This is a genomic window from Limibacter armeniacum, assembly GCF_036880985.1.
GTDB classification, from domain to species: Bacteria; Bacteroidota; Bacteroidia; order Cytophagales; family Flammeovirgaceae; genus Limibacter; species Limibacter armeniacum.
Genome location: NZ_JBAJNO010000008.1, coordinates 743,303 through 756,636, shown reverse-complemented (window position 1 = coordinate 756,636; position 13,334 = coordinate 743,303). Strand labels below are relative to the sequence as shown.

Here is a 13,334-nt window from a genome sequence, read left to right as displayed (position 1 = left end):
ATATCAGTTTCCTTCATTCATTGCCTTTTCGATCTCAGCAATACTGGCTTCCACCTTTTCCATATCCGCCTGCTTCAACGAACGGAGAATAAGCTTTACATAATCAAACTTTTTCTCATCCTTAGCTGCCACAACTTCATACAGGTATTCTTCCATACCTGTCATGAGGAAAGCATCATAGTTATTAGGCCCAATAGCATCCAAAAACTGATCAGGGTTTTCTAACACATAGCGGTAGTATTTACTCTCAGGTTTGGTTCCTGCAATAAACAGTGCCATCACATTTCCTTCTTCATGCCATTCTGCTGCTGGAGTCTCATCCAAAAGTTTAGTAGCAATTTCAGAAGCAGCTTCCGCCTCACCAGCACCATGCAAAGCAGGAAGTAACTTAGCGATATGCTCACCATCTGTTTTACCTGACTTATAAGCATCGTACAAAGCATAAACCTGACGGTCGGGGTCCAGAGCAGCTTCACCCAACGCTACAAACTCGTCCTGATCCAATGCTCCTACATTTTTGTGTAACAACTTGCCATCAGCACTGAAATACAATAATGTTGGATAAGCTGACACATCATGTACTTCCTTTTGAAACTTTTGTCCAGCTTCCGACTCCATATCAAGTTTGAAGCTTACAAAGCTATCATTATAAAAACCTCCTACCTGTGTAAACACATTCTTTGTCATGAATTGACAAGGGCCACACCAAGTAGCAAAGGCATCTACAAATATCGGTTTACCTTCAGCTTTCGCTTTTGCTTTAACCTCTTCCCAACTGCCATGCTCAAAATTGATTGGCTCTGGAGCTTTTGCAGATAATCCTTTCTTACCAAATGCCAACAAGTCATCCACTTGCATAGCTCCTTCATTCTTAGCTCTGACATTACCATCTCCATCAATCACAAACAATGTAGGCACGGCAGTAACAGGGTATTTCTGCACAAAAGCAGCACCTTCTTCACTCTCAACATCCAACTTATAGTTGATATAATTTTCATTAAAGAAGTCTCCTATTTCTGTATTCGTAAAAACCGATTGGGTCATGTATTTACAAGGGCCACACCACGAGGCATAGGCATCTATAAATATCAGTTTTTGTTCTTCTTTGGCTGTTGTAAGCATTGCTTCCCAGCTACCTTCCTTGAAATTGATTCCTCCAGCATAAGCAGCTGACATTACAGCGACAGATAAAAGAAGAAATGTTACGAGTTTTCTCATGGTTTGTGTTTGATGTTGAAAGTAATGACCCTGTTCAGAAAAGGTACACTTTTAAGCAATTGTGTACATTGATACTCTTTAAGGGTTATTAATTCTTAGTTATAACCTAATGTAATATATTGTGTGAAAATCAACTCAAATTGTGTGCTATTACTGATTCTCCACCAGCTTAATAAATTCTAATTTCTGATATCATATCCCGCATACCTTCTAAAAATCACGCTTTCTAATGAAAAGTATTAATTGATAGGTATAAAAAAACTTAAAACGACTACTGCCATTCTCTGTTTGCCGCATCTCTGATGCTAAAACTGTGTGTACTGTTTACCCACTATATTCACGCTACTACTCCTTGCTCAGTCACACAGTATGACCTGAACCAAATCAGGTTTGTACCACCTTTTCAGCACTCTAAAGCTGAAAAGCAAAACTGATATTACTGTAACTAAACACCTACCAGCTAGTAACTATGAACACTCCAAATTTGATGCACCTGCGCATGCTGGTGTATGTTGTGCTATTGTATTTTATTTCCATTCCATTTTCCTATTCCTCATCACCTAGTCCTAAATTTATTGACCTCTATACCTATGACTACAGTAAAGTGGATCAGGAGGTCAGTAAGCTAAATGGCAAGGAATTTCCCAACGTACAAGCTTTAGCCGAAGAACTACTTAGTCCTTATAAAACTCCCCATGAGAGACTACGTGCTGCATGGGTTTGGGTGACGCACAACATTACGTATGATACAGACATTTATAACATTCCGGGTTATTATTCTCCCTCTGCCCCCGAAGTAGTCCTTAAAGCCAAGAAGGGCGTTTGTACTGGGTACAGTCATTTATTGAAAGCTATTATGCAGGTAACTGATCCTGGAATGGTCAAAGTCATTGCCGGATTGGGAAGGGTTAACTATAATGTTACGGACGGTCATGCGTGGAATCTGGTGACTGTAAATGGATACAGCTATTTATTGGATCCAACGTGGGCTGCCGGATATATCAAGGACATAAAAAATGGAGAAAGTAACCATACTGTTTTTGTTCAAAAATATGATGAGTTCTGGTACCTGACACCTCCCGCCTACTTTGCCACTACCCATTATACCCAAGACCTGAAAGCCCAACTGCTGCCACATCCATTGAGTCTTGACAACTTCAAGGAAATGCCTTTTGTGAGACCCAACTATTTCAAGCACATGTTCTCATCTTACCAGTTACGTTTTACCAAACGTCCAACAAGTATAGATGATTACCAAACCATGATAATTGGTTACGGCAGTAAGCAATACAAAATCTATGAACCTTTAGCAAAAGAAACTGCCAGTTACCATGTTCAACACCTCGCATCCCAAGGTGGGCAACTGCATGTCACAAAAGGGCAAACCTTTACCTTGGTATTCTACTCCGAAAAATACTTGGACAATATCAAAGTCAATGGAAAGAAGCAAAAATTCACGGTAGAACAAAGGCCTAGAGGCTATAAATACCTTGTCAGATATACATTACAGGATGATTCGCAAGAAACCCTTACAATAGGCTCCGGTAAATATGGCTATTGGGTTTATGAGATTAAAAATGATTTATAAATAAGGTCAATATCTTTCTAAGATTAATCCAAAAAATTCTAGATTAAAAAGTATATTAGTAGCAAGTCGAGTCCAATACTTGACCTGCTACTTTTTTTTATATCAAAAAACGGTATCAGATTAACTTCCAATCAATAGCAACAATCAACAAACTCGCAAACATGAAATACACATCACTACTGCTTTTATTATGGATTATGGTAACAAATAACCTGTTCGGACAGGATAAAATACAAGAAAAAGCAGATGCTCTTGCCCACAAGTTTATCATTGTAGATGGCCATGTAGATTTTCCATACCAACTTACAGTCAAAAACTTCAGATTACAGAAAGAATTACTAGACTTTTCGGTACAGTCTAAAGGCAATTTTGATTATGTCAAAGCCAAAAAGGGTGGATTGGATGCGCCATTTATGAGTATCTACATTCCTTCTGAGCTTCAGAAAACAGCTAGCGCTTCCAAGGAGCACGCGGACATGTTGATTGACAAAGTGGAAGAAGTTGTAAAGGGCAATCCTGATAAATTTATGATTGCTACCTCTCCAAAAGACATCGAGATCGCTTTTAAAGAAGGTAAAATTGCCCTGCCAATGGGAATGGAAAACGGTTCAGGGATAGAAGATGACCTTGCGAACCTTGCCCACTTTTATAAACGAGGCATCCGTTACATTACGCTAGCCCATGCGAAAGACAACCTGATTTGCGATGCTGCTTACGACACGTTAAACACTTGGAATGGAGTAAGCCCATTTGGAGAGAAAGTGATTCAGGAAATGAATAACCTAGGTATTATGGTAGATATTTCGCACGTAACTGACAGTGCATTCTACGATGCAATTCGACTGTCGAAAGCGCCTGTCATAGCCTCACACTCTTCTGCCAGATTCTTTACTCCAGAGTTTATCCGCAATATGTCAGACGACATGATTGAGACATTGGGTCAACACGATGGCATTATCATGATCAACTTCGGTTCTACATTTCTGGCTAAAGAGCTGAGAGAAAATTATAAGAAAGCTGAAAAAGAAACAGAAGCATATATCAAGGAAAATAGCTTGGAAGAGCATAGTGAAGAAGCTGAAAAGTTTTTTGCAGAAAGAATGGAATTTCACAATGGCTATGCTAGAATCGGTTTGGTTGCTGACCATGTTGACCATATTGTTAAGCTAGCGGGTATTGACCACGTAGGCTTTGGCTCTGATTTTGACGGATTAGGGGATGAGCTTCCTGAAGACCTGAAAGATGTCTCCATGTATCCGAACCTAATTGCTGAACTACTTCGAAGAGGTTATTCAGAAAAAGATATTGAAAAGATCTGTTACAAGAATATTTTCAGGGTCTGGAAAGAAGTCGAAAAGGTCGCAAAGAAGAGTTAAATACCATCCCCTGCAAAAGCAACTGGCTTTAGCAGGGGATTTTTTCATTTCCTTTTAGAGTGTTAAATGCCTTTAAGAATCCCCTCCACCTATCTCCTTTACAAAATTTTGTATAGTTTTTGTATTTGATCTTACATCTGGAAATCCCTATTTATAACAGGAAATTTCCAAATTAAACTAAGGGCGATAAAACTGCCTAAGTTCGGAGTATTCCATGCTTAGACATGCCTAATCCTATATTTCTATTGTCATTTAATTAAGCAGGTAAGAAGTATTACCTAACGGTTTTGCTTTTGAAAAAGCTTAAAAACCTTATTTTTATTTAAAACCAAATAACGACTACCCTATATGCTATTGATAGATGGGAATCACCTGATGAACCTACAGAGCGTGCCCTCTCTCAAGGGTGTTTTTGCCCTGATTCCGCACTTCTTGGACAAGCAGGTCAATTTTCAATTTTATTTCGGAGCCAACACTTCCCGTGAACTCACTTCCCCTGTCGAAAGACAGCTTTATGAGCTAATGGTCAGCAAATTCGGTAAGGATGTAGCATTCTGTAACGGCTATTTCTTTCAGGTGCTTGCTTACCACCCTGCCGACGACTTGGCTGCAAGAGCCAAACAGTTAGCCGATTGTCAAGTGATCACAAATCAACAAGGAAATCAAAACAACCAAAGGGTCATCTTACCCAACCAATCTTCTAGCTATTCCAATACTGCTATACTAAAGGCGACCTGTTCAGGTGACCAATTGCAGATACAAGATTTACAGGTTACTGCCGATTTGTCTGCCGACTTGCTAACGCTCGCCATAGAAGCAATCAATCGTATTGAACAAAAACGCCTTTCATTAAAAGGAGAAGTCATTGCTTATGATGACAACTCTTATCAAGGAGTCATCAGGAGAGAGACTGGTGAGAAGCTTGCTTTTAGCCGTGATCACGTACAAGCAGGTATCCTTGCCCAAATTATGGTTGGCAGAAGAGTTTCCTTCTCTTTGAAAATTGATAAGCAGATAAACGGAAGACTCACGATTGTTCCAAACTACATCAAGGTCTTGGATGCTTTGGAAGACACTACGGAGTCCAATAGCCTGACAGACCTTGTATTGGAAAAAAATAAGTTGGAAGAAGTTGCCCGTGAATGGAAATCGCGCGCATTGGAAGCCGAGCAGCGTACGCAACCGCTCAGTCCTAACTTTGAATTGACAGAAGAAAACGGGCAACTGAGACGGAACCTGACCGAACGGAATCAGGAACGGGAGGCTTTACTGGACAAGATTAATACTCTGGAAGATACCTGTCAAAAGCAACAGAATGAGATCGAACACCTGAAGCAACTGATCGAGGAGTTGAAGGCTCAAAAAAGTCCTACCAACGGAACGGGCTACCAGAACGGAGCAACACAACACCAAGAAGAAACTTCTCCTCTGTCTTTCTTTCACCCTGATTCACTGACTGAAGAAGAAGAGGAACCTATTATAAAGGATATCGAAGAAGAAGAGAATTTATTCTCTCCTATTCAAACGGAATATGAGTCTCACCACACTTCCGATGATTTCAACTTCCCGCTGTTCCCAATTCCTGAAGCAGTAGATGGCTTTGATGCAGATAAATACACAGCCCAAAACTTTGAACAGAAACGATGGGGCATAGTCACGACAGAAGCCGTTGAATCTGTCGATGAATACAGGGAATTTCTGAATGACTTTCCTAACAGCCAATACAAAGATGAAGCTGAGGCTGCCATCGTTCGTCTTCAGGAAAACAGATTTGTGGAAACTGACGAAAACATTTTCTGGCGAAAAGCTCAAAGCTTTGACACCATAGAGGAATATGAGTTTTACCTGACAAAATATCCGACAGGTGTATTTGCAGGTGAAGCCAAAGCAGCCCTTGAACGTAATAAAAACACCATTAACCATAGGATCTAGATGCATCCATGTAGGATCACGCCAACGGCGTGTTCTTGCAAGCCACCCCTAGCCGGGCGCCACGAAACACGTGCCCGTGGAACAATTGATCACGCCGTTGGCGTGTTCCTACAACTTCTAACTTCTGATAAAAAATGGATAAAGATATTTCACTGATTGCCAACTCCGGCATCCAATTCTATACAACTAAGCTTTCACTGAAGGAAGGTGAAAGTGCCCTGACCGTCAAAAAGGAGTTTGCTGAAACCGAGGAGACACTGCCCGACGGAAAGAAGCAGATCAACTTGGTATTTCCTTACTATTTCCTGAAAGCAGGGAAATATATTGATGAAACCACTATTCCAAAGTCTGCCAAGTTACCTAACGGCAAGATTGACGAAGATAAAATAGACCCTGCCACTATCCGCGTAATCAGGGAGGATCAGGTCAATACCATCAAGGCAAAAGGCGTGATCGAAACCTTTGACAGCCGATGGTTGCCGCTTCCTTATTTCCGTACCGAGCAGTTTTCACCTGATACTTTTCAGAATGGTCCGACCACATGGGCAAGAATGTACCTGAGCCGTCTTGATCCAAAAGAAGCGACGGAAGGCTATACGCACAGCCTTGTGTTGGCATTTGACACCCAATGCGTGGATGGTAATGCCACTTACCTTACTCCTACTTCCACTGATGCGGAAGGGGCTTCTAATTTCCGTTGCCATGCCAAGGATTGCAGCAGCTTCGTGGCGGAAAACTGGGTGCAGGATATGATTCAAGTGGAGTTTGAAAGGGCGCAGAAAATTCAGCCACTCAAGAATGCAGGTGAGCACCTTGGCTACCTAGTTGCCTACATGGTCTTGCTGGAAGCCTTGCAGGAAGCCAAATCATTCCCTGCCGTAACGCTCCGTACCGACAACCATAGTATTGATGTCGATCTGGTATTGGATATTGGTAACTCACGCTCATGTGGCGTCTTGCTGGAAACATCTGCCATCAATGCACCTGTCAGCCTGAACAATGCCACGCCACTCAAGATTCGTGACATGACGTACCCGAATAAGGTTTACAGCGATGCCTTTGATATGCGGGTAGCTTTCTCAAGAGTGAGTTACGGAGATGAGGCGGCAACAGCAAGGTCGGGCAACCCAAGGGCTTTTACCAACCCAAGTATCGTTCGAATTGGCGAAGAAGCAACCCGTCTGACGATTGTCAATGGCAAGCCAAACGAGAATGCTACCATGTCTAGTCCGAAACGCTACCTCTGGAATGAGGATGGTGGGTTGTTCCCTTGGACTTTTATCAACAAAGACCTGAATGGTTCACAAGGACCTTTGGGCAATGTGGTATTGGATGGCATTGCAGTTTATTTCACCAATGATGGCGTGCCGCTTTGGGCTGAGGAAGATCCATATTATACAGGTCCACAACTGCTGCCTGCCATTACACCAAAGTTCTCCCGTAGCTCGCTGATGACGTTCGCCATTGCGGAAATCATCACCCAAGCCATTACACAGGTCAACAGTTATGAGTTCCGTAAGGAAAGAGGTCAACAGGAAGTGCCCCGAAAACTTAAGCGCATTGTCCTAAGCTGTCCGACTGCTATGTTGGGCAAGGAAAAAGAACTACTGCGTAAAAGAGCCGAAGATGCTGTAGAAGCCCTCAAACGCTATTTTAATGAGCATGGCATCAATGCCGATATGTTCTTGGACGGTCAGCTGGAAGTCATCCCTGATTCAGGTCAGGTTAAAAACGCCACGATGGGACAAGGTTCTGTGGAATGGGGTTATGATGAGGCAACCTGTAGCCAACTGGTCTTTATGTACGGTGAAATTGTGCATCACTTCCGTGGCAATGCTAGGCTGTACTTCGAGACACAAGGCAAATTCCGTCAGGATGAGCAGTATGAAAAGCTAGACAGGGAACGAAATAAAAAATACACCCTCCCTTCTGTCAGAGTAGCTAGTGTAGATATCGGAGGAGGTACTACTGACGTCATGGTGGCTACCTACGAACTGGAGCCTGATGCCAATATTCCTGTGGTGGTTCCGAAACCCAACTTCTGGGAAGGCTTCAACCTAGCTGGTGACGATATGATGAAACGGGTGGTAGAGACGATTATTCTACCTGAGATCGAACGTTTCGCTGTAAACCTTGGCTGTACGGCATCAGCTGATGTGATGAATATCCTGTTTGGTCCAAACCTCGGAATGGTCGATGCCAAAGGCAGGGAAATGCGACGCCAATTTACACTACAAGTGGCTGTACCATTGGCACAAGGTGTAATGGGCTTCGCTGCCAATACCCAAAACTCGATTGAGGAACGTGACTTTGCGTCATTCTTCCGTAACCACCCGATGCCAAGACCAGAGTTAGAAAACTTTATCAACAAGCAATTCGAGAAATATGGAGCTGAAGGATTCCGCCTGCGTGATGTGACTTGGACACTCGATACCCGCAAGGTCAACGAGGTGGTTCGCAACGTAACCGAAGGCATGATCCGTGATATTTGCGGCATTATCGCCCAATATGATTGTGATGTGGTATTGCTGGCGGGTAGACCTTCTTCCCTGCCTGTTGTCAGGGATATGTTCCTGAAACAACTGCCTGTTACGCCTGACAAGATCGTAACGATGGATGAATATCGTGTAGGAAAATGGTATCCGTTTGCTGCTCCGAATGGCGTAATCAAAGACGCCAAAACCTGTGTAGCAGTAGGTGCGACAGTAGCTCTGATGGCGGGTACACTTAACAGGTTGAATGGCTTCCGAATCGATACCCACTACCTGAAACAGGAAATCAAATCCACTGCCGACTATATCGGGCTTTACCGCAAAGGGGAAGGAAAAGTACCTGAAACCTATCTGGATGGTCCTACAGGACAGGATGATTATGAACTGAAGTTCTACGGACCAATGCACTTGGGTATGAGACAAATGAACTCAGATCATTGGATTGGTACACCGATGTGTAAGCTGGATTATGCCAACAACCAAGCCGCTGCAGAAGTAGGAAACCGTGTACCACTGACAGTGGAAATCTTCCGACGTAGCCCTGACCTTGAGAATATTCGCATCAAGAAAATCACGGATCACGAGGGAAAACCTGTACCGTCAGAAAGCCTGACCTTGAGCCTTCAGACATTGTCGGATGAATATGGCTATTGGTTGGATACAGGCGCCTATAACCTGAATATTTTCAACCAATAAACTATTCACAATTGAACCAATTTTATCCGTCAGACAACCGAGTTACGCTATGCATATATCAAAGAAAATAGAAGGCGAAAAGTCACCTGAGGAGAACAAGACGCCTGAGAAGACGTCCCGAATCAGCGTGGTGAAAGAAGGGCAGGAAAAGCAGGAAGAAACAGAAGAGACCAAACGCCTTTCTATGACCAAGGAAGGTGATCCAATACAAAAGGAAGGAAAGAAGGACAAGAAAAAGGAGACGCTGCAACTTCCCGAATGGTTTATCCGCCACTTCGGGAAAGACATTTTGCAACAGATTAAGGAAAACCCGAACCTGACCTTGCCTTTTGAAGAAAAGGAAATGCCGTTGGAAGAATGGCTGGTGAAATCACTGAAAACTATCCTTCCTTCCTCCAATCTTGATTCGGTGATCAAGAATATCGAGAAAGAGGAATCTACCAAGGATAAAGAAAAACTTTCCCTGCAAAATGCTTTGGACAAGGCAGAAGCGGAGATGCTGAAAGCGCAACAGGAGCTGAAAGCAGCACAAGCCCGTGTAGATGATGCTGAAGTGGCGCTGTTCCGAAACAAAAAGGAGCTGGAAAGCCGCTATCCTGTCAAGGAAATGCTAAAAGCACTGACAGCAACAGAAGACCAAGCCATCAAGACGATACTGGAAGATGCTTTGGAAGAGCCTGATGATCAACTGGCAGCATTTGTATTCCATTTTCTGAATGGTTGGCATTATGTAAAGGGCGCTCACTTTGCAGCGCAAGGAAGCGAAGAAGAGAAAATGGAGTTGCTCTATCAGGCACTTTCATTCCTCTTGACAAGACTCAAGGGACTGACCTGTACTGCACGCCGTTCCTTGCTGGACGAAGTGGCGGATTTTGCCTCAGCAGCATCCAAGGACTTTCAGTTTGTATCCCCTGAACGCTCCACACAGATTGACCCAAGCATTCACGATGCGGTCGGTGTTGGTGGCAGTGCCATTAAGGAAGGATACTCTTTTGCCGTCATTCGAAAGGATACCCGCTCAACCGTCAAATATGCCTCGGTCAGCACGGCGTAACGTAGGATCACGCCAACGGCGTGTTCTCATTCTAGTTTCTTGACTCTAACTTCTAGCATCTTAAAATATGACACAAGATACATTCACTGCCAAAGTAGATATGCAAGACCTCATCAAACAGGCAGAAAATATACAAACTGAAATAGATAAAGGACTCAACTGGGTTGCTGCCAACGTAAAGTCCGAAAAACAAAAAGCAACCCTTTACAACCTGAAGAAATCCAAGCGCAAGCTGAAAGGACTTGTCAAGGCTTCAGGTACCCGTCCGGGCATTGGCGTATTTGGCGCAAGTCAGGTAGGTAAATCCTATCTGGTATCCAATCTTGTACGCCTACCCGGTGAAGACAAGCTGACAATTCGAATTCCCGGTCAGGAAGGCAACACATTGGACTTTATCCGTGATATCAACCCTCCGGGTGGTGGCAAGGAATCCACTGGGGTAGTCACAAGATTTACTATCGCTGATAATCATCAGGCGGGAGAACAACCTTATACACTGAAATTGTTCAGCCAAGCCGATATGGTCAAGATCATCACCAACGGTTATCTGGCAGATATCAATCAGTACCATTATACTTTAGACCCTGAAACCATCAATGGCAGCCTGCAGCAAATTGCGCTTCAGGTACAGCAAACTGGCTATCAAGTTCCGGGCATGACCGAAGATGATGTCTATGAAATCAAGGAATACCTTGAGCAGAATTTCAGCGAACACATCTTTGTCGGAAAGCTTTCGGACATCGGTTTCTGGGACAAGGCTGTCAGAATTGCCCCTTACATCAATCCAAAAGAAAGGGTCAAACTGTTTGAATGCCTTTGGGGTAAGCAACCATTCTTCACTGATCTTTTCCGCAAAGTATCCGAGACACTGGAGCAAGTGCAATTTGCGACTGTACTGCGTTGTGGCGTAGAAGCATTGGCTCCTAATACCACGACTGTATTGGATATTGAACGATTGAGAGAGATGTATCAGGGAGAAACGGAAATCACAAGTGCGGTTTCTGTTCATCTGCCTGACGGTTCCTCCCGCTCGCTGAATCGCAGCGCCCTGACAGCGGTATTGGCTGAAGTGGTACTGCCTATTTTGCCTCAAACCGCCCAAGATTCATCCCGTAGCTTCCTGCAGTATGCCGATGTACTGGATTTCCCTGGTGCAAGATCAAGAAAGAAAGTCCCCGAGCAGACTTTTCAGGAAAACAGTCAGGAAGAAAAACTGGAAATCTTTCTGAGGGGAAAAGTGGCATTCCTGTTTGACACTTACTGCAATGACCTTGTGATCAATACGCTGGTCTATGCCATGAACAACAAGCAACTCGAAGTCTCAGACCTGCCACACCTGATTTACAAATGGATCAGAAATACACATGGTGGCACGCCACAGGAAAGAGAGAAAAGGGAAAATACCATTAAGGAACTGACAGGTGAAAACGGGTTGCAAAGCTACAATCCATTTTTGGTAGTACAGACCATGTACAACCTTGATCTGGACGGTAACCCAACCATTGAGAAAGTAGGCGAACCTGCCACACACAATGCCAAATGGGATGCCCGCCTGCAAGCCAATTTCCATGACTTTTTCGGCACTTCGGTTTCTGATAAATGGACAGAGAAATGGACAGCCCATGATACCTTCAAGAATGTCTTTTTCCTGAGAGATCCCGAATGGTCACAAAACGTCTTTGAAGGCTGGGATGAAAAGAAAAAGGAGACGAGTGTTCGTCCGTCCTATATGCAAAAGCTGCAGGACATGAAGACTTCTTTCCTAAGTCACTCTTATGTCAGGAAACATATCCGAGAACCTGAAGAGGCTTGGGATGCGTCTTCCACTCCTGAGCATGATGGTGCCAACTATATCATTGAACACCTGAAACCGACATGCCACCCTGCCGTCAAAAAGGAACAGGTAAATGGTGCTATGCAGCAATGTCTGGCTGAAGTCAACACTGAGCTGGAAGCCTATTATGAAGGTGGTGGCATTGATGAGCAACTGCAGAAAGCCCGCAAGAAAGCCCTTCGGGTTGCTATGCGACTCAATAATATGCAGACCAACAACAACACCTTTGGTCACTTTATGGACAGGCTTGTCATGTCATATGACTTAGCGTGGACGGTATATTTCAGCCTTCACAACTCATTTGAGGTGGATGAACTAGGACCGCAGGCACAACCCTCTCCTACCGTCCCAATTGACTTGATTGAGCTATTGAAAGGACAAGGTGTGGATGTCCATGTAGATGACAGCCCTGAAGTGGTACTGGATAAACTACAACAGTATTTCGGTTTGCCAATGGAAGATATTCGAGAGGAACTGAAAGCCATGGACATCGACATTGAAAGCTTGTTGGAGGAAAAAGCCAAGGAAGGTATCGCAGGCAGCAATTATAAAGACCGTGCGCAGGTATTTGCAGACAAGCTGTTGACCCGTTGGGTTGATCAACTCCAAATGGTGAAAGAGGATGCGGTTTTGAGCAAGATCAGTTTGCCAAAAGAAGTAGCAGAGTACATCATTGATGAGCTGCTGAAAGGCATCTACCGCTTACGTATCAAGGATACCTTAATACAGGCTACAAGGGATGAGATTAATAGCTTCCCGATCAGTAACAATTACGATATCGTGCCAAGGATCGCCTCTTCTATCTTGAACCGTTATGTCACAACTGCAGGCTGGGCGTATGTACCTGATCAGGAAAAGCAGCACCTGAAGCGACCAAATTCGGAACGTACCTTATTCTCAGCTGAAGAAAAACCAACCCCTGACAAGCAGGAACTGAAACTAGGACAAAACTTCCCTGGGCAGGACTTCTTCAACGAATGGGTATTCGCTATTCAGAAAATGTTTGAAGCCAATGTGATGGCATCTCATAATATGGCAGACAGTCAGCATGTAGCTGCCAATGCAGGCTTGGGTAATATTTTGAAGTCATTGGAAGAAATGAATCGGTCATTCTAGCTTTTAAATAAATCCGCATCAGGCTTTC

7 protein-coding genes are annotated in these 13,334 nt (G+C 43.7%); 6 read left to right on the top strand and 1 reads right to left on the bottom strand.

Going from position 1 to position 13,334, the window contains the following annotated elements; translation table 11 throughout:
* Positions 1–3: 3 nt before the first annotated feature.
* A complete protein-coding gene (locus V6R21_RS09045; protein WP_334242919.1) occupies positions 4–1,218 on the bottom strand; it encodes a thioredoxin family protein in 1,215 nt (404 codons plus the stop codon).
* A 469-nt stretch (positions 1,219–1,687) separates the two neighbouring features.
* Between V6R21_RS09045 and V6R21_RS09040 the strand changes: the two genes are divergently transcribed.
* The 6 genes from V6R21_RS09040 to V6R21_RS09015 all read left to right on the top strand — a co-directional run bounded on the left by V6R21_RS09040 (position 1,688) and on the right by V6R21_RS09015 (position 13,306).
* Complete coding sequence (locus V6R21_RS09040; RefSeq protein WP_334242917.1) at positions 1,688–2,806, top strand: transglutaminase domain-containing protein; 1,119 nt, start codon at positions 1,688–1,690, stop codon at positions 2,804–2,806.
* A 161-nt stretch (positions 2,807–2,967) separates the two neighbouring features.
* Positions 2,968–4,182, top strand: coding sequence for a dipeptidase (locus V6R21_RS09035; RefSeq protein ID WP_334242915.1), 1,215 nt, complete (start codon positions 2,968–2,970; stop codon positions 4,180–4,182).
* 348 nt (positions 4,183–4,530) lie between these two features.
* Positions 4,531–6,114, top strand: coding sequence for a hypothetical protein (locus tag V6R21_RS09030; RefSeq protein WP_334242914.1), 1,584 nt, complete (start codon positions 4,531–4,533; stop codon positions 6,112–6,114).
* 134 nt (positions 6,115–6,248) lie between these two features.
* A complete protein-coding gene (locus tag V6R21_RS09025; RefSeq protein WP_334242912.1) occupies positions 6,249–9,302 on the top strand; it encodes a virulence factor SrfB in 3,054 nt (1,017 codons plus the stop codon).
* A 49-nt stretch (positions 9,303–9,351) separates the two neighbouring features.
* Positions 9,352–10,356: a coiled-coil domain-containing protein gene (locus V6R21_RS09020; protein ID WP_334242910.1), complete on the top strand. Its 1,005-nt coding sequence runs from the start codon at positions 9,352–9,354 to the stop codon at positions 10,354–10,356.
* 67 nt (positions 10,357–10,423) lie between these two features.
* On the top strand, positions 10,424–13,306 hold the full coding sequence (locus tag V6R21_RS09015) for a virulence factor SrfC family protein (RefSeq protein ID WP_334242908.1): 2,883 nt from the start codon (positions 10,424–10,426) through the stop codon (positions 13,304–13,306).
* Positions 13,307–13,334: the final 28 nt, after the last annotated feature.

What these genes read in the sequence shown, in the direction of transcription:
- V6R21_RS09015 (WP_334242908.1), top strand. Translation starts at nt 10,424, where the DNA reads ATGACACAAGATACATTCACTGCCAAAGTAGATATGCAAGACCTCATC.
- V6R21_RS09025 (WP_334242912.1), top strand. Translation starts at nt 6,249, where the DNA reads ATGGATAAAGATATTTCACTGATTGCCAACTCCGGCATCCAATTCTAT.
- V6R21_RS09020 (WP_334242910.1), top strand. Translation starts at nt 9,352, where the DNA reads ATGCATATATCAAAGAAAATAGAAGGCGAAAAGTCACCTGAGGAGAAC.
- V6R21_RS09030 (WP_334242914.1), top strand. Translation starts at nt 4,531, where the DNA reads ATGCTATTGATAGATGGGAATCACCTGATGAACCTACAGAGCGTGCCC.
- V6R21_RS09045 (WP_334242919.1), bottom strand. Translation starts at nt 1,218, where the DNA reads ATGAGAAAACTCGTAACATTTCTTCTTTTATCTGTCGCTGTAATGTCA.
- V6R21_RS09040 (WP_334242917.1), top strand. Translation starts at nt 1,688, where the DNA reads ATGAACACTCCAAATTTGATGCACCTGCGCATGCTGGTGTATGTTGTG.
- V6R21_RS09035 (WP_334242915.1), top strand. Translation starts at nt 2,968, where the DNA reads ATGAAATACACATCACTACTGCTTTTATTATGGATTATGGTAACAAAT.